The organism is Streptomyces rubiginosohelvolus (assembly GCF_014649875.1).
Lineage (GTDB): Bacteria > Actinomycetota > Actinomycetes > Streptomycetales > Streptomycetaceae > Streptomyces > Streptomyces rubiginosohelvolus.
The window spans coordinates 1096428-1113037 of sequence record NZ_BMTW01000001.1 but is presented as its reverse complement, the minus strand read 5'-3'; the positions used below and the strand labels follow the sequence as shown (position 1 = coordinate 1113037).

Annotated in this window: 18 protein-coding genes and 1 pseudogene; 7 read left to right on the top strand and 12 right to left on the bottom strand. The window is 69.7% G+C overall.

The genetic code is table 11. The features are described from left to right. Positions 1-105 precede the first annotated feature (105 nt). The 6 genes from IE134_RS05340 to IE134_RS05315 form a co-directional block, all read right to left on the bottom strand. Positions 106-342, bottom strand: a complete 237-nt coding sequence (locus tag IE134_RS05340; protein WP_030707036.1) for a DUF6243 family protein — start codon at positions 340-342, stop codon at positions 106-108. A 39-nt stretch (positions 343-381) separates the two neighbouring features. Then, entirely contained in the window at positions 382-957 is a 576-nt protein-coding gene (locus IE134_RS05335) for a hypothetical protein (protein WP_030707033.1), read from the bottom strand. Between the two features lie 10 nt (positions 958-967). After that, a complete protein-coding gene (locus IE134_RS05330; RefSeq protein ID WP_030707031.1) occupies positions 968-5743 on the bottom strand; it encodes a putative T7SS-secreted protein in 4776 nt (1591 codons plus the stop codon). Between the two features lie 3 nt (positions 5744-5746). Then, positions 5747-6400 carry a hypothetical protein gene (locus IE134_RS05325; RefSeq protein ID WP_030707029.1) on the bottom strand — a complete coding sequence of 218 codons (654 nt, stop codon included), beginning with the start codon at positions 6398-6400 and terminating at the stop codon, positions 5747-5749. After that, complete coding sequence (locus IE134_RS05320) at positions 6397-6834, bottom strand: hypothetical protein (RefSeq protein ID WP_030707026.1); 438 nt, start codon at positions 6832-6834, stop codon at positions 6397-6399. Before IE134_RS05320 ends, IE134_RS05325 begins: the two co-directional genes overlap by 4 nt. Positions 6835-6962: 128 nt before the next feature. Next, positions 6963-7421 carry a DUF6193 family natural product biosynthesis protein gene (locus IE134_RS05315; RefSeq protein ID WP_229823339.1) on the bottom strand — a complete coding sequence of 153 codons (459 nt, stop codon included), beginning with the start codon at positions 7419-7421 and terminating at the stop codon, positions 6963-6965. A gap of 167 nt (positions 7422-7588) precedes the next feature. On the opposite strand from IE134_RS05315, the gene IE134_RS05310 reads away from it, so the two are divergent. The 4 genes from IE134_RS05310 to IE134_RS05295 all read left to right on the top strand — a co-directional run bounded on the left by IE134_RS05310 (position 7589) and on the right by IE134_RS05295 (position 9858). Beyond that, complete coding sequence (locus tag IE134_RS05310) at positions 7589-7915, top strand: hypothetical protein (protein ID WP_143660289.1); 327 nt, start codon at positions 7589-7591, stop codon at positions 7913-7915. Positions 7916-7957: 42 nt separating this feature from the next. Beyond that, positions 7958-8587, top strand: a complete 630-nt coding sequence (locus tag IE134_RS05305; RefSeq protein WP_098017370.1) for a hypothetical protein — start codon at positions 7958-7960, stop codon at positions 8585-8587. Positions 8588-8613: 26 nt separating this feature from the next. Beyond that, a complete protein-coding gene (locus IE134_RS05300) occupies positions 8614-9267 on the top strand; it encodes a hypothetical protein (protein WP_229823335.1) in 654 nt (217 codons plus the stop codon). Between the two features lie 117 nt (positions 9268-9384). Then, positions 9385-9858 (top strand): hypothetical protein, encoded by a 474-nt coding sequence (locus IE134_RS05295; protein ID WP_189429714.1) that lies wholly within the window; start codon positions 9385-9387, stop codon positions 9856-9858. 67 nt (positions 9859-9925) lie between these two features. Here the strand turns inward: IE134_RS05295 and IE134_RS05290 are convergent, their stop codons facing one another. Together IE134_RS05290 and IE134_RS05285 are read right to left on the bottom strand one after the other, a co-directional pair. Then, complete coding sequence (locus IE134_RS05290; RefSeq protein ID WP_030723050.1) at positions 9926-10264, bottom strand: thioredoxin family protein; 339 nt, start codon at positions 10262-10264, stop codon at positions 9926-9928. Between the two features lie 184 nt (positions 10265-10448). Further along, positions 10449-11588, bottom strand: a complete 1140-nt coding sequence (locus tag IE134_RS05285) for a PucR family transcriptional regulator (protein WP_030723053.1) — start codon at positions 11586-11588, stop codon at positions 10449-10451. Positions 11589-11675: 87 nt separating this feature from the next. On the opposite strand from IE134_RS05285, the gene IE134_RS05280 reads away from it, so the two are divergent. The 3 genes from IE134_RS05280 to IE134_RS05270 all read left to right on the top strand — a co-directional run bounded on the left by IE134_RS05280 (position 11676) and on the right by IE134_RS05270 (position 14254). Beyond that, on the top strand, positions 11676-12731 hold the full coding sequence (locus IE134_RS05280) for a ferredoxin reductase (protein WP_032769747.1): 1056 nt from the start codon (positions 11676-11678) through the stop codon (positions 12729-12731). A gap of 7 nt (positions 12732-12738) precedes the next feature. Continuing rightward, entirely contained in the window at positions 12739-13857 is a 1119-nt protein-coding gene (locus IE134_RS05275; protein WP_030723058.1) for a fatty acid desaturase family protein, read from the top strand. 142 nt (positions 13858-13999) lie between these two features. After that, on the top strand, positions 14000-14254 hold the full coding sequence (locus tag IE134_RS05270) for an alpha/beta fold hydrolase (protein WP_189429712.1): 255 nt from the start codon (positions 14000-14002) through the stop codon (positions 14252-14254). Positions 14255-14472: 218 nt separating this feature from the next. Here IE134_RS05270 and IE134_RS05265 read toward each other — a convergent pair whose 3' ends face one another. From IE134_RS05265 to IE134_RS05250, 4 genes and pseudogenes are all read right to left on the bottom strand, one after another. Continuing rightward, on the bottom strand, positions 14473-14874 hold the full coding sequence (locus IE134_RS05265; RefSeq protein WP_189429710.1) for a PIN domain-containing protein: 402 nt from the start codon (positions 14872-14874) through the stop codon (positions 14473-14475). Continuing rightward, positions 14871-15119 carry a type II toxin-antitoxin system CcdA family antitoxin gene (locus tag IE134_RS05260; RefSeq protein ID WP_189429708.1) on the bottom strand — a complete coding sequence of 83 codons (249 nt, stop codon included), beginning with the start codon at positions 15117-15119 and terminating at the stop codon, positions 14871-14873. The genes IE134_RS05265 and IE134_RS05260 overlap by 4 nt, the downstream gene beginning before the upstream one ends. Positions 15120-15548: 429 nt before the next feature. Further along, entirely contained in the window at positions 15549-15968 is a 420-nt protein-coding gene (locus tag IE134_RS05255; RefSeq protein ID WP_189429707.1) for a hypothetical protein, read from the bottom strand. A gap of 429 nt (positions 15969-16397) precedes the next feature. Further along, positions 16398-16538 (bottom strand): annotated as a pseudogene (locus IE134_RS05250) (DNA-binding protein); the annotation flags it as partial. Positions 16539-16610: the final 72 nt, after the last annotated feature.

Sequence of the window (16610 nt, the reverse complement as noted above, 5' to 3'; positions counted from 1 at the left end):
GGCGGGATCCCGCTTTCGGGCGGAGCGACTTCGGCCCGCAGATTCACTGCGAGCCCGCCCGCCGGGCCCCGAAAGCGGAACGCGAATGCGTGGGTCACGGGCCCTTCAGCCCTCGGCCGAGCCCGTCTGCCCGGAGCCCTCGGCCGCGCCCGCCTGCCCGGCATCCCCGCTCGCGCCCGCCTTCTCCCGCATCTTGCGCACCAGCTCCGCCTTCTGGTCGGCCGCGTTCTTGCGGTCGAGGTTGCGGTGCGGCCCGTTGTTCTGCCGTTCGGCGCGGGACTGCCGCTTGCGCTGGCCTCCGCCCATGCCCACGGGATTGTTGATGTTCTTGCTGTCGGTCATGGGTTCTCCCGGAATGAGACGAAAATAAGATGCAGCGGTCTACGGATTCGGCTGGGAATTCCGCTCCGCGGACCACACGGCGGCTTTCTGGACCGTGGGCCCCGCGACGCGGACCGCGCCCGCCGTGAAAGCGGCCCAGAGCAGATCCTGGCATCCGAAGAAGGACTCCCCCCAACTGTCCACCCAGACATGGACGCGGGACGGTCCGGCCACCGTGGCGTCCCACCACTCCCAGCCCCGGGAGTCCTCGTCCGGGTCGAAGCGGTACAGCCAGTCCTGGAGATCCCACGCCCGGCCGCCCCCGGTGTGCTCCGCGTACGCCTCGCGGCCCGCCCGGGCGAACTGCGGTGCCCGCTCCTCGCCCCCGGACCCGGAACCCACTGCGGCGAACCACCCCGGGACCTCGTCGACCGGCAGGCTCTCCTGCTCGAAGTCCGCCGTGCAGCCCAGCCGTACGGCGGGCGCGAGCACCGAGCGCAGGCGTTCCACGTACGCCGCGGCGTCCCCGGCGACATCGATGGCGAAGAGGGAGAGAACAGGGGGCGCGGCATCCGCGTCCGGGCGCTCCCGGACACGCCGGAGCTCGGCGGCCAGGCTGTCGCTGGTGTGCATCATCTGAGGTGGGTCACCCTTCCTGGACCACGCGTCCCGAACCGGGGACGATAGCATCCCGCAAACCGTCGAGCAGTTTATCGGGAATGCCGTACAGGTGCGGCCCCTTGGTCGGGTCGGATATCTCCGGGTATTCCTTCAGGAGTGCTTTCCATTCCTGCCGGGTGAATGCGTCACCGTCAGGATGGTCGGCCTTGTTCTGCGGAAGTGCGTTCTCGTGAATGGAATCGCGATACGACTTCGGGACTTCGTACGACACGATCTGCCCGCCGTCGGAACGGAATTCGACGGTGTGCTTGATGTCTCCGCTCATATTGAGATAGAGCTTCCCGTGCCCGGTGATCGTCACCTCGCCGTTCTCGCCGATGTGGACGCGCTGGCTCAGCGGATGATCCGTCTGCTTGCGGTAGACCGTCACCGTCTCGTCCGGGCAGTCGACGGGCGCCAGCCCGAGCGGGTCGGCCGAAGTGTGGGGGTTGGTGACGTACGTCGAAGGGTTCGGGGCGGGCAGCAGCCCGAGCGGGTCCGGCGTCAGATAGCGGGCCGTCTCCGGGTCGTAGTGGCGGAAGTAGTTGTAGTGCAGCCCCGTTTCCGGATCGAAGTACTGACCGGGGAAACGCAGCGGGGTGTAGGCGGTGGAGGCACGCGACCAGGTGGTCGTGCCCCACAGCGTGGCGCGCGTGCGCCAGGCGATGTCACCGGACTCGTCGACGAGTTCGGTGGGCGTTCCGACGAGGTCGGTGACGATGGCGAAGAAGCGCCGGTCCACTTCTTCCTGGGAGGAGTCGGCCGTCACGATGCGCTCGGTCTGGGCCAGCGGGCGCAGGCCGGCGTGGTCCCAGGTGAGGACGACCGGGTGCGGCAGACCGGTGGAGGTGGTGGTCTGTTCGCAGAGGGTGTTGCCGTCCCAGGTGAAGGCCGTCCGCTCGACGACGGTGCCGCCGTCGGGGGCGAGCCGCTGCTTCTCCGTACGGCGTCCGAGCGGGTCGTAGAGGTAGCGCCACCGGGTGCCGTCCGGGGTGACGACGGCTGTGAGGCGGTCCTCGGCGTCCCAGGTGTAGCGCCAGGTGTCGGGCTTGCGTGACAGCCGGGTCCGCTGCCGCAGAACGATGCGGCCCGCTGCGTCGTGCTCGTAACGGACGTCGCCGGCACGGGTGATGCGCGTCCCGGAGTACGCGCGCGGGCCGGTCGCCTCCTGCCCGGGCATGGACGCGGGCCAGGAGGCCGCGGTCTGGTTGCCCGCCTGGTCGTAGGCGTACGTCTCGCTCCAGCCGTCCGCGTGCACCGAGGTGACCCGGCCGGCCGGGTCGAGGCCGAAGCGCCGGGGTCCGGACAGCGCGTCGTCGATCCCGGTCAGCATTCCGTCGGCGCGGTAGGCGTACGTGCGGCGGTTGAGGCTGCGTCCGCCGGACGCGGTCTCCTGCCCGGCGACGCGTCCCGCCGCGTCCCATTCGGTCGTGAACGTGAGCATCTCGCCGAAGCTGCGCACCAGTTCGCGACCGGCCGCGTCCCGGTCGAACGTCACCTCGTGCCCACCGCTGGTCTGCCGGACGAGCCGCCCTGCCACGTCGTACGCGTACGTGGCGACCTGGCCGGAGGGTGTGACGCGGCGGGTGCGGCGGCCCAGGGTGTCGTAGGCGTACGTGGTGACCCTGCCGTCGGCCAGCTCCGTCTTGACCCGGCCGCTGCGGTCGTACTGGTAGCGGAGTTCCCCGTCCGGGCCTGCGGCGTGCAGCAGTTGGCCGCCGGGGCCGTACGTGAAGGTGGTGGTCCGGCCGTCCGCGGTCTTGCGGATCACCCGGCCGGCGTGGTCGCGCTCGTAGTCGACGGTCTCGCCCAGGGGCGTGGTGCGGCGGACCACCTGGCCGAGGGGGTCGAGCTCGTAGCGCAGCTCGCGCCCGTCGAAGTCCGTCTCGCCGACCACCCGGCCCCCGGCGTCGTGCGCGTAACTCCACTCCAGGCCCTGCGGGTTGGTCACCCGGGTGAGGCGCAGCTCCGCGTCGTGGTCGAACGTGTGGCGGCATCCGTCCGGGCCGGTGCGGGCGACGAGGAGGTCGAAGTGGCTGTACTCGTAGCGGGTGGTGCGGCCCAGGGGGTCGGTGTGGGTGAGGCAGTTGCCCTCCCCGTCCCAGGTCCACGACTCGGCCGCGCCGTCGGGCGCGGTGCGGCGGGCGAGCTGTCCGTCGGCGTTCCACTCGAAGCGGGTGACACCGCCCGAGGCGTCGGCGGACTCCAGCAGACGGCCGAAGGCGTCGCGCCGGTAGCGGACCGTGGACCCGAGCGGGTCGGTCACCTCCAGCGGCAGGCCCGCACGGTCGCAGCGTACGGTCGTGACCTCCCCCGCGGCGTCCACGACGGTGTGGGGCCGCCCGTGGGCGTCGTAGGTGTAGCGCGTGGTCCGCCCGGCGGGGTCGGTGATCGAGAGCCGGTTGCCCCGGTCGTCGAACTCCTGCTGCCAGCGGGCACCGCCGGGTGCGGTGATCCCGGTCGCGTGCCCCGAGGCGTCGCGCTCGGTGCGGATCGTGCTGCCGTCGGCGCGGATGAGGGCGGAGAGCCGCCCCTCCTCGTCGTAGGCGTAGCGGGTCGTCCGCCCGAGCGGGTCCGTGGTGCCGGTCCGGTTGCCGCGGTCGTCGTAGGTGAACCGGGTGGTGTGGCCGAGCGGGTCGGTGGTCGCGAGGATGCGGGATCCCGGACCGATGAGGTGGCGTGTGGTGTGGCCCTCGGCGGTGGTGAGGGTGGTGGTGCGGTGCCCCGTCGCGGGATCGGCCGGACCGTGGTCGAGGGAGATGCGGAAGTGGCCCGCCTCGCCGCCCTCGGAGGTCACCCGGTGCTGGTCGTCGTACGTGTAGGCGTAGCGGCGGCCGTTGGAGTCGGTCCAGCCCGTGACGCGGTGGTGGTCGTCGTAGGTGAAGGCGAGAGTGGCGCCGGAGGGCTTGGTGACGGTCGTGAGATCGCCGTCGGTGTACCCGTACGCCATGACGGGCCGTTCCGTCCGGCCGCCGGACCCGTCGTCCGTACCGGTCAGCGTCAGGGCGGTGACGTGTCCGTCGGCGGTGGTCAGGGACAAGTGGTACCCGCCCGAGTGGACCAGGGCCAGCGGCGTTCCGCCGTCCGCGCGGTCCACGGTGATGGTGTTGCCGTTGCTGTCGCTGACCTGGACCAGCCAGGCTTCCCCGTCGTCCCCGGGCTCCGTACCGTCGGGGCCGGCGAAGTGCTTGGTCAGCCCGGTCTCGGGGTCGGTGAGCGTGTAGTCGCCGGCCTCGTCGCGGCTCAGGGCGGTGTGCGAGGTTCCGCTCTCGGGGCGGGTGGGCAGCCCCGGCACGGGGTGCGGGTAGGTGATGAGCAGTCCGTCGTCGGTGACGTGGATGACGCCGTTGGCGTCGACTTCCAGGCGCTCGTCGACCGTCGAGGACCAGGAGGGCCCGAAGAACCGGCCCGCGGTGTAGCCCGACTCCACCCGTCGGGTGAAGGCCAGGGGCAGCACCCCGGGCAGCACCACGTCGGTCTGGGGCAGATACATGCGGCCGGAGGCGAGGTCGACCGGGTCGGTGCCCTTGCTCGTCCGCTCGCCGTCGGGCCGGTTGTGGGTGCCGTCGGGTGCGGCGCGCTCCAGGGTGCGCGCGTCGGAGGCGAGGTCGGCGGCCTCCTTCACCACCCGGGCGCCCTTGACACCCGCCCCCGCGCCGCCGGTCGCAACGGTGAGGGCCAGGTCGGGCAGGAGCCGCCCGAACCCCTCGGCGGGGTCCTTCATGAACCCGTCGATCATCTGCTTGCCGGTGCCCCAGGGGTCGTTGGCGACCCGGACGAGCCCGGCGGCGGTGTTGTTGAGCGCGAGCGCGTACTCCGCGGGGTGCGTGATGTTGTACGGATCGGTCGGGTTCACGCTCCGCGCGAAGTTCACGATGCCCGCCGCGCCCTTGACGACGCCGCCCGCGATATGGGTCTTGATGACCTGGTACTCGGCGAGGCCGTCCATGGCCTGCTCGGCGTACCGCGGCTTCGGCGGCGCGGAGTCCCGGGCCGCGGTGACGGCCTTGCGCGCGGTCTCGGCCGCCGTGTTGCGCTGCTTGCGCGCCTCCGCGAGCAGCGACTGCGCCTCCTCCATCCGCCCGCTGCCCGGGTCTGTGAAGGCCCCCGGCTTGGACGGCAGCGAGGAAGGATCACGCTCATCGGCGGGCTTCGCGTTGTAGACGTCGACGGCCTTGTTGTAGGTCTCCGCCTTCGCGTTGTACGCGTCCCTGGCCTCCTCCGACGCCTTGGTCCCGGCCTTCCACTTGTCGATCGCGGTCTGTGCCTGCCCCTGGGCCCACTCCACGGTCCCGGCGAAGGAGTCGAGCGCGCCGGCGGCCTTCTCGAAGGCGTCGGCCGCCTTGAACCACTTGGGCGGCTCGATCGACACGGAGTCCCGGAACGCGTCCGCTGCCTGCCCCTTGATCGCGGAGGAGTCGACGCCCTTGAGCCCGCCACCGACCTGGTCGAACGACCCCTGCAACTTACGGAGATGGGTGGCGGAGGCCCGGATCTTGGACGGGCTGCCGTAGATGAGCTTGGTCTTGTCCTCGGTCTGCCCGAGGTCCATCTCGTCGACCTCGGCGCCCATCCGGTTCGCGACGGACCGGGACTTCTCCCGGACCCAGTCCGCCCCGGACTCCCAGCCGACGTCGTCGAGCCGGTCGCCGGCCCAGTTCCCGGCGTCCTCGACCCGGTCACCGGCCCACTCGACACCGTCCTCGACCGCGTCCTCGACGACATCGGGCGTGATGTCGCTGACGAAATCCCCGAACCCCATGGCCTAGTTCCCCCCGCCGCCCTGCTGCTCCTGCTGCCGGGCGCGCTCCTCGGGCGATGGCCCGAACATGTCGTCCACGGACCGGTCGAACGCCTGCTGATCCACACCGAACAGCTCGTTCAGCTGCTCCGCCTGACGCCCCCCGTTCCCTTCGGTCACGAGGGCCCGCCCGGTGTCCTTCCAGGTCTGCCCGGCCTCGTCCGCGGTCCGCTCGAACGACTCGCGGCTGTAGTCGGGGCTCAGATAGTCCGGGGTGAGCACATCGCCCCACCCCTGCTTGACGATCTCGTCCTCGGAGGCATGCGGATTCCCGACGCCCGCGTTCACGGCGATCTTCAGCGTGCCCTGGACGTACTGGTCCTCCTCCCACACGATCCCCGCCGCCAGCCCGAGCTTGGCCGCGATCGCGTTGGCGTCCTGGACGAGCGCCCGGACGCCCCACTCCCACCGCTCGCAGAAGTCCTCGAAGTCCACGGACAGTCCGTGGTGCCCGGCCTCCATCCCGGTCATCGACAGCTCGGACAGCCCCTTGCCCAGCACGGCGCCCGTGCCGTCGCCGATCTCCTTCAGCTCGGCCACGGCCCCGCGCAGCCCGCTGGTGATCTTCTGAACGCTGACCGGATCGACGTTGAGGTCTTCGGCCCCCGTACCGCTCACAGCCCCCGCCCCCCGCCGGGTACGTCGACATCGGCATCGACGGCGACGGCATTCGGCACGATCCCCACGACCGGCGGGAACAGCATCGACCCGTCCGGATCGGCGACGTTCACCGCGACCCCGGCCGGCGCCCCCATGGCAGGGATGACCTCATCCAGCAGCCGTGCCCCTCGGAAGGTGGCGTACTCCCAGCTCCGCGAGGCCGCCTCGGCTCCCTCGATCACAGCCCGCTCCTCGGCGAACCGGGCCAGAGCGGCCTCATCGGTGAACCCGCACACCCACCGGATCCCCCCGAACTCGGCGGTCCACAACCCGCCCCGGTCGTACGGAACGAGCACCAAGGCCCGCCGCAGCTCACCCACGAGCGCCCCCGGGTCCCCGACCCCGGCCCGCCGCTCGGCTATCCGATCCGCCAGCGCTGCCCCGTCACCCACTGGAAGCCCTCCCCGTACGTGAGCTGTCGCCCTTCACCACTGCACACGCTAGGACACCACGCATGACGGGAACCAGCGGTTCCGTCCGCCCCACGTCGGTGGCGGCGAGAGGCGGGAGCCGTCCGGCGTCACAGGTCGTCGGCCGTCCCCTCGACCGCAGGCCCGCAGTCTTCGGGCAGGGCCTCCCTGCCCAGCCCGGCGCACGACGGGAGATCGTCAGGGGTTCCGTCGATGGCCGGCCCGCAGCCTTCGGGAAGGCTGGCAGCGATCAACGCGTATGCCTCTTCGAGGGTGTCGACCACGCCGAGGAGGGCCTTGTCGGACTCGCGGCGTATCCGGTAACCGCCGCCACTCTGAGGGAAGGCTGTACCGATGTCACGTGACCAGGGATATCGGGTGCACCGGCTCAGATACAGGACGCCGTGGCTGACCATGGGCCAGAGCTCGCGCAGCGAGGGGTGCTGGTAAGCAGCTCGGGGAACGGCCGGATTGATGAGGTCCGTGCCGTAGGACAGGACATCAGACCACTCCGCCGCCACGATCTCGACCGCGCTTCGGGACTCTTCGCTATGCGCCGGGGTGGTCACAGGTCTTCAACCGACCCGTCGATGGCCGGCCCGCTATCTCGTCGGGAGCATCGGGCACGGAGGCCGCTGTGTCACGGATCTGCTGGAGGAGGGGCACCAGCGGGGACAGCACCCCCCGCAACGCGGTTCCGGCGACGGCTCCCAGCCGTGATCCCCTCGCCACAGGTATGGACGTGCCGAAGCCGGGTGCCGAGGTCTCGGCGGGAGCGGCTGCCGGGAAGACCTGGAGCGCCAGCGACGACCCGTCTTCGAACGCGAACTCCATGAAGTCTGACACGGGGCGATCTTCTCCCAACTGGCCGATTGTTAGGCGCGATCAGGCAAAAAAGATCCGCTGGGAGGACGGTCGCGAAGCGCTCGGTGCCGCGCCGGTGGAGATCACCCTGAGGATGGCCGACCGGGCGGAGGTGATCCCCGTGCCGGGTGGGGCGAACGGCTGGACCGGCCGCAGGACTTCGACCGCGGTCCGGCTCCCGGCCCTCTGCAGCGGCTGAAAGTCCGTGGCGGCGTATCAACGGGTCCGGCATCATCCGCAGATGATGGTGATGCAACCCGTTCTGGAGATTTTCGCTGCCGATGCCTTCGCGCTCTGGCCGGTCGGCGAGCACGAGTCATTCGGCTACCTCGTGCTGAACGGGAAACTGACTCCGGCGGAGGTCGGCACAGCCGTCATGCGGATCGCCGACTGCAACGACTTCGAGCCGGAGGAGGAGCACGGCCCGTGCCCGACCGACCCACTCGGCATCTTCCTGCACGGGTTGCTCACCATGCCCGACCTGTTCGCCGCCGGTGGGTTCCGGGTGACCGACACCGCCACCGGCACCGTCTTCGTCGAGCCGGGCTGCTGCAACGGCCTGGAGACCTGGCGGGACTGGCTGGACGTGCTCGACGGCACCGGCCGCGCCCACTTCGGCCACGATCCCTCCTCGACGGCCGAACGCGTCGGTGACACCGTCCGGCTGACGCACGACGTCCACGGGACGGACGGCAGCCCGGTGACCGAGCTGCCGGCAGACCAGGTACGCAGGCTCGTCGCCGACGCCCGGCACGACTTGGAGGACTTCCTCGGCCTCGCCGGAGCCTGGGCCGAACAGCACCTGCCGGCACACGCCGCCCTCGTCACCGCCGCCCTGGCACGGGCCCTGGACCTGGCGTCCTCACCATGACCAGTTTCCTGACCCACAGAGCACGCGTGCACGATGTCCGCCTCCCCCTCCATCGCCGGCACAGTGCGCTGCGGACCTGCCTCACCTGCTTCGCTCCGTACGGCTTGCGGGCGACGTACCACCACCTCACGCTCAGCGCCGCGATCCCCCGGCGGCTGGAGGCGGACCCGGACGCGCTGGTGCGGGCGGTGGGGGAACTGCACGAGGCACGGATGCTGTGGCTCGCGCGGGCGGAGGAGTACGCGGCGCAGCGCCGGGCGGAGAAGCGGGCCGGCCGGCGGGCCGCGGCGAACCCGCGACCGTGGTGGCTGCGGAGCTGGTGGGACGGCCCGAACCGCGCCTGGTACGACGCCCCGTTCCGCCATCCGCCGTTGAGGCTGCCGGAGTACGTCCGGCGGCAGAATGCGATGCTGGGCGGCGCCGATCTCCCCGGCTGCCCCGCCTGCGGGGACGAGAGACCCCCGGTGTCGCACTCGACCGGGCACGGCTGGGTGGAGCTGTGCCGTGGCTGCGCGTGGGTGCTGGCGCCATGCCCCTGCGGACAGCGGCACCCGGTCGTTCCGGAGACCCCGTTCAACTGGAACGGGATCTGGCGGCGGGCGCACATGAGCGATGACGGAACGCCGAACCCGCATTGGCCTGCGGTCCAGGGGGCCTGGCGGATCTGGCCGGAGCCTTGAGCGGAAGTCGTGCCGCGCCTGCTTTGTGAAAGGCAGGAAAACTCTTACCGCGCCGTGTGAGTCGGCGTGCGTCCCGTCGAGAAAAGTAGTGAACGGGGGACACGTAGGCTGCGGACAGTGACCTACAACATCATGTTCTTGCGGGTACTCCCGGAGCGCACTTTCGACGAGACCCTGGAGGAGATCAACTCCGCTTACGACCCGGATGCCGAACTCAAGCCCGTAAACCTCACTGATGAGGATCGTGCCGGGTGGGACAGGCTCATGCAGCGGATATCACGGGAAGTCGGCCCGGTCACCACCGAGGAGTTCCCTTACAGCCTGACTCTGTGCCGGGACGGGCCCAGTGGTCATCTTCAGCTGGACTACGACGGGAACTCGGCCACGATCGATATCCCCTATCGCTACCCAGGAAGCGAAGCGTTGCCGATCATGGCGGAGGCGTACCGAATCGGACGGATGGTTGAGGAGGAGTGCGGCCTCGAAGGCTACGACTACGAAGTGGAGCAGCCTGTCCGAACCGGCGATATCGAGGTGGCGGCCTCCAGACTCGGTGGCCTTGCCCGCTGGGCGCAGGAAACTCTGACCTGACTCGCGCGACGCGCGACGTCACTGTGTCCGGGGCAGCCGACGGCGGTCCGGGTGCCGCAGCGGACGCTCAGAGGTGACCGTCCAGGAACTGCCGTACCTCATCGCTGGTCATAGGCCCCGTGCCATGCGCCACCGCCGTTCCCTCCTTCAGCAGCAGGCAGGACGGGGCTCCGGTGATCCCGTATCGCTCGGTTGCCGCCGGGCAACGCGTGATGTCGGTGCGGACGACCGTCAGGCGGCCCGCGCAGGCGGCGGCGATGTCGCCCACGACGACATCCATCACCCGGCAGGGCTCGATTGCCTTGGGCCATGCCCCGGTGAAGTAGGCGAGAACCGGAACTTGGCTTCTCGCGAGGATGAAATCGAACTCCGCGTCCTCACGAGGCCGGTGAACCAGTTTTGGCATGGGAGCTCCTGACCTCACGCTTCGTACTCCACCCCATCATCCCTCGCGCGGTGTGCCAGGTGGACTCTGGCCGGTCGTCCGGTCGTCCGACTGGCTGCCGGGAGGGAGGTACGGGCCGCCGCAGGACGGCGGTGGCCCCTGGGACGAGCGGCCCGGCCCCTCGCCACGACGGACGGGTGACGCGTCAGCTGACCCGGAGGCCGACCGCCAGCGTCAGTTCAAGAACCCGGTGGGGTGATGCGAGATCGGGAAACAGCTCCCGGAGCTGCGACATCCGGTAGCGGACTGTCTGGGGATGGACGAACAACGCCGCCGCGGCCTCGTCCCGCCTGCCCTGGTGCAGCAGCCACGCCCGCAACGTCTCCTCCAGCCGTCGTGCGGTTGCGGCAGGCAGGGTCTGCAACGGTGCGAGGGCTCGGGCACGCAGGTCTGCGAACGCGTCCGCGTCGGCGCTGAGCACCAGGTCGGGCAGGTGGTCCTCGGTGTCGCGAATGTCAGCGGAAAGGGAGCGCGCGCGTAGGGCTCGTGCGTACGAGGCGGACGCGTGGGTCCACGGCCGGGGCGGGCCGACCACGGCGGCGCGGTCGGTCAGCTGCCGCAGGAGACGTGACCGGTCGGCATCGGGGACGAGAAGCACACCGGTGGCATCCGGTAGATCGTCGAGGACGAGGGTGTTCGGGTCGAGTGTCCGGTAGACAGGCCGGGCCTGGGCGGCGGGCAGCAGCACCGCGGTCAGCGAAACCGGAGGCTGCCACCCGGCCCGTTGGCCGGAGGCCAGCAGCACGTCCGAGCCGGCGCCGGCGAGGAGCTCGCGGGCCAGGTGCTCCAGGTGGCGCTCATGGGCCCTGCCCCGGGCGGCCAGCTCGTCGGCGTGGCCCGCAGCGCTCGCGGCGGAGAGCTCGTCGATGTAGGCGAAGGTCAGCTCGGCGAACTTGGCGACCTCGGCGGCGGGCAGCCCAGCGGGTACGGCACCCGCTGCCAGGCATCGCCAGGCCACGCGGGCGCCGACGCGGTACGCGCTGAGCAGGGCGTCCATCGAACGCCCGTCGCGCACCTCGCCGCGGCCCAGCTCGTAGGCTGCGTCATCGCCGTCGCCGCCCGTGGCGTTCCCGCTCGCGAGGTCCAGATAGTGCCCCAGGGCGGTGCGGACGGCTCGCCGGATGGTGGCGCCCATCCGGCCCGAAAGGGCATTGGCGTAGGAGGGGACCTCGTCGATGATCGCTTGGACGATCTCGTCGGCGGTGGTCTTCAGCGCGGCCCGAAGCGCGGTGACCGTCGTCTCATCCAGAGCCAGCTCGCTGGCCCTCCGGGCTGCATGACTCACGTTTTTGTTCCTTGCGAACAATTCAGTCGACCAGATTCACGTCTTGAGGTCAGGACTTTACACCTCCACGCGCAGCAAGCTGGAGCCATGACGAGTACAGCCCTCCGCAGCAGGGCGTGGAAACTGCTGGAGATGGTCACGACGCCGCTGCTGCCGTCGGACTACCTCGACCTGGTCAGCCCGCTGCGTGCGGGCGCCGACCTGCGAGGGCGCATCGAGGCCGTACACCCCGAGACGGATGACGCCGCGACGGTCGTGATCAGGCCGGGGCGGGGCTGGCGCGGCCACACAGCCGGCCAGTACGTGCGGATCGGGGTCGACGTCGACGGAGTGCGCCTGTGGCGTGCCTACTCCGTCACCTCGCCGACAAGCCGCCGGGACGGCCGCGTCACGATCACCGTCAAGGCGATCCCGGACGGCAAGGTCAGCAACCACCTGGTCCGCAGGGCGAAACCGGGCACGCTGATCCAGCTCGACCAGCCGACCGGAGACTTCGTCCTGCCGCAGGCCAAGCCCGCCAAGGTGCTCTACCTGACGGCCGGCAGCGGCATCACGCCCGTGATGGGCATGCTGCGCGACACCGAGTTCGACGACGTCGTCATGGTCCACTCCGCGCCACAGCCGCAGGACGTGATCTTCCGCAAGGAACTGCACAGCCTGGTCGCGGACAAGAAGCTGCGGCTCACCGAGGTGCACACCGACACGGACGGCATGCTCGACATCGCCCGTCTCGACGAACTCGTACCCGACTGGGCCCAGCGCGAGACCTGGGCGTGCGGGCCCGCAGGCCTGCTTGACGCCGCCGAAGACCACTGGACCGCGCACGGCGTCCGGGCACGCCTGCACACCGAACGCTTCCGCCCCGGCATCGTCGTCGCCGGCGAGGGCGGCGAGGTCACGTTCAGCACCACCGGCAAGACCGTGGCCGCGGACGGCGCCACGCCGCTGCTGGACATCGGCGAGGAAGCCGGGGTGCTCATGCCCTCCGGGTGCCGCATGGGCATCTGCTTCGGCTGCGTCACGCCGCTCAAGGCGGGCGCCGTACGCGACCTGCGTACCGGCGAGATCACCGAGGCCGAGCCGGGCGTCCTCATCCAGACCTGTGTGTCCGCCGCGGCGGGCCCCTGCGACATCGAACGGTAGGAGCACCGTGACCGCCATCGACCCCACCGCCCACCTGACCGCGGAGCAGATCGAGGAACTGGGCCGCGAGCTGGACGCCATCCGCGACGAGGTGATCGCCGACCGCGGCGAGAAGGACGCCGCCTACATCCGGCGGGTCATCTCGGCGCAGCGCAAGCTGGAGCTGGTCAGCAGGGGTGTGCTGCTGTTCTCGATCTTCCCGCCCGCCTGGCTGATCGGCACCGCCGGGCTGTCCGTGGCGAAGATCATGGACAACATGGAGATCGGCCACAACATCCTGCACGGCCAGTGGGACTGGATGCGCGACCCGAAGATCCACTCCACCACCTGGGAGTGGGATCACGTCTCGCCGTCCGACCAGTGGAAGCACTCGCACAACGAGCTGCACCACACGTACACCAACGTGATCGGCAAGGACAACGACCTCGGCTACGGCATCATGCGCGTCGACGAGGACCAGAAGTGGCACCCCTTCCACCTCGGCCAGCCGCTGTGGAACTTCCTCAACGCCTGCTTCTTCGAGTACGGCATCGCCGCGTACGACCTGGAACTCGGCAAGAACCTCCACAAGCGCCGCCGCAAGAACCCGGAGTTCCGCGCGCGGGCCAGGGCCGTGGGCCGCAAGATCCGCAAGCAGGTGCTCAAGGACTACGTGATCCACCCGCTGCTCTCGGGCCCCTCGTTCCTCACCACACTCGCCGCCACGTTCACCGCGAACCTGGTCCGCAACCTCTGGACCCACTCGGTGATCATGTGCGGGCACTTCCCCGAGGGCGTACAGGTCTTCGAACGCCGGTCGATCAGGGGCGAGACACGCGGCCAGTGGTACCTGCGCCAGATGATGGGCTCGGCGAACATCAGCGGCAGCAAGGCCATGCACTTCATGACGGGCAACCTGTCGCACCAGATCGAGCACCACCTGTTCCCGGACCTGCCGAGCAACCGGTACGCCGAGGTCGCGGTGAAGGTGCGCGCGCTGTTCGAGAAGTACGAGCTGGAGTACGTCACCGGCCCGCTGCCCAAGCAGGTGTTCTCCGCGTGGCACAAGGTCTTCCGGCTCTCACTGCCGAACAAGCGGCCCAAGACCGGAACGCCGGACCGCGAGCAGAACCTCATCGCGGCCTGACGTCCCGCCGCACCTCAGCCCTTGGTGACGTCACTGCTGCGACACGACGGCCTGGTCGGCCGGTGGAGTTTCCCTGCTGCCCGGGTCCTGCGGCCTGGTGGGACACCGCCGGTCCTGCTGGCGGGCCTGGCGAACAACCACCGTGGATGGGACGGGGTACGCGACGACTTCCACGCGGTCCGCGGCCCGCAGCGCCCTCACCCTCGATTCCCGCGGCACGGGGGAGAAGGGGAAGCCCAACAAGCCTTACGACACCGAGCTTTTCGCCCGGGGCGTGGTCGCGGTGCTCGACCACCTCGGTGTGCACCGGGCCGACGTCCACGGCACGTCCATGGGCGGACGCCTGGCCCGGGGCTCTTTCGTGGAGTGGGTGCAGAGAATCGAACTCGCGCTCTGAGCTTGGGAATTAGCTGTGCTTGGGCCGTTGAAGCGGCTCCGACCTGAGCTTTCGCATGGGCCGGGATGCATAGCTATGGGCTCTGGGTAGATGGGGTTGCCATGGCCTTTGGGGGCTGTACCTGACCGCTGCTGTCCGCTCGGCTGGGCACGGATGGGGCACGAGGGCGGCGGTGCAGCGGACCCTGGCAAGGGGTGTGCTCGGGGTGGGTCGGCGCGTCAGAGAGGGATGATGCGGACTTGGTTTCCGCAGAGCTTGGTCATGTCATCGCTGTCGGACGTCAGCAGGGCTACGGGTTTCGGCTGCCGGAGCGCGACCTCGGCGACCGTGGCGTCGATGGCGCTCTTGTGCCCGTGCAGCCCGGCGCCTTTGAGGAGCTCAGCCGCCGCTTTCGCCGCCTGCTCGGTGACGGGCTCTACCTTGACGCGGGACAGGGCCCAGTTCAGGCGAGGCATGTTGGTGCGGGAGTGGCTGACTTCCACGATGGTGTTGGCCCCGATCACGAGGTCGGTTCCCATGTCGTGGAAGACCTGCAGCATCGCGAGGAACTTGCGGTCCTGCGCGATCCAGGCGGAGAGCCCCTCTGAGTCCAGGACGACGGTTTCGATGCGCTCGCTCACGCGGCATCGGCGCCCGTGGAGGTGCCGGCGGAGCCGAAGATCTTCACGCGGGCTTCGGCGAGCTCCTCATCGCTAAACGGCCCGTGCTCCTCCTCGTGACGGCGAAGGTCCTCGCCCAGGAGCTGGTGCCGGATCTGACGGGCTACGGCCTCCGCCACGTAGCCGGAGACGTTGTCCGTGAGCTTGCGGAGCTCCGCCACCTGGTCGCTGGGGAGCGTGACGGTGATGCGAGTCGTTGAGGACATAAGTCCAAGCATACTTGAGTATGCATACGCTGGCTCGGGTTTCTGGCCCCCAGCCTTGACGCCAGCGGTCGCAGGTTCCGGGTGACATGGGCGCGATCACTCACAGGCTGTCCCTGGCGAGTGACGCCACGAGCCGGTGCCGGTGGACGGCAAGCAAAAGGCCCGAGTCATTGACCAGGGCGCCTTCGTCGTGGAGCGGGTGACGAGAATCGAAATGGCGCTCTCAGCTTGGGAATCACCCGGCCTTCGACCATTCGCATGGGCTCCGACCTGCTGAAATGTGCTCCGATGGTGAGGTCCTGACTGGTGTCCGTTCCTTTGGTGACCGCTGTTTGCCGCTCCTCCCGGCACGTTCTGGCACGGCTTCCTGCGCGGTGGCATGGGGAGATTTGGCAGGGGGTGTGCGTTGCCCAGGGGTACGGTAGTTGCTCAGGTGGAGGCCGAGAGCACCTTGATCGCAAAGGGTCGATAGTCGTCATCGCTTGGCTCCGCGACGTATCCAAGTGCCCCCAGCATGCAGAGGATCGTCGATGCCATCCGCTCGTGAATGCGGCCCGCGGATGTGATCACCGGGTCATCGAACCGTTGTCCCCGGAGAGCCTCGCTCGTCGCTTTCCGGAGGGAAGGGTGTACCTCCCAGTGGAGCCAGATGCCGCCTGCGGCGTCGTCGAATTCATCCACTTCGACTCTCAGGCCGCCGGCCGAATTCTCCCGGCACTGATTCTGCTGGCCGGATATGACGAGCCCGGATCGGGCCAGGTCCGCCGCAACTGCTGCGGCGAGCCCTCGGAGGCGGTTGACCTCGCTTGGCCCGAGTGGCCGCAGCCCCCATTCGTTCTCCTCCGCCACGGCGGACACGGTACAGCCGAGGTTGGTGGGGGCCGCGGAGCCGGACCCCTCAGCCGCGTGCCGGCCTTTTTGCCCCGCTTGATGCACACCGAGCGCGTCCGACGGCCGGGCGAAGCGGGACGGAGGCAGGGCCCTCTGGTGCCGGACCCCTGAACTGGTCCGGACAACAGAAAACCCCGGACCGCTGGCCTGGGGCTCTCATGTGGAGCGGGTGACGAGAATCGAACTCGCGCTCTGAGCTTGGGAATCGGCGGTGCTTGAACCTTTGGAAGGGCTCTGGACTGCACTTTCCTGCGAGGAAGCTTGGATTGCCATGGTCTCTGGAGGCCGTACCTGGCCGCTGTTGTCCGCTCTGCTGGGCACGGATGGGGCACGGGGGTAGCGGTGCGGCGGACTCTGTCAGGGGCGAGCTCGGGGCGGGTCTGCGCGTCAGAGAGGGATGGCGCGTACCTGGTTTCCGCAGAGCTTGGTGATGTCGTCTTTATCGGTGGTCAGGAGGGCGACGGGGTTGGGCCGGCGCAGGGCGACCTCGGCCACCGTGGCGTCGATGGCGTCCTTATGGTCCTCCATGGACAACTTGAGGCCACGGCAGCCACGCGAAGGGCCTGGCTGCATGCCCCTGATGTGCTCGGCCTCGTCGCG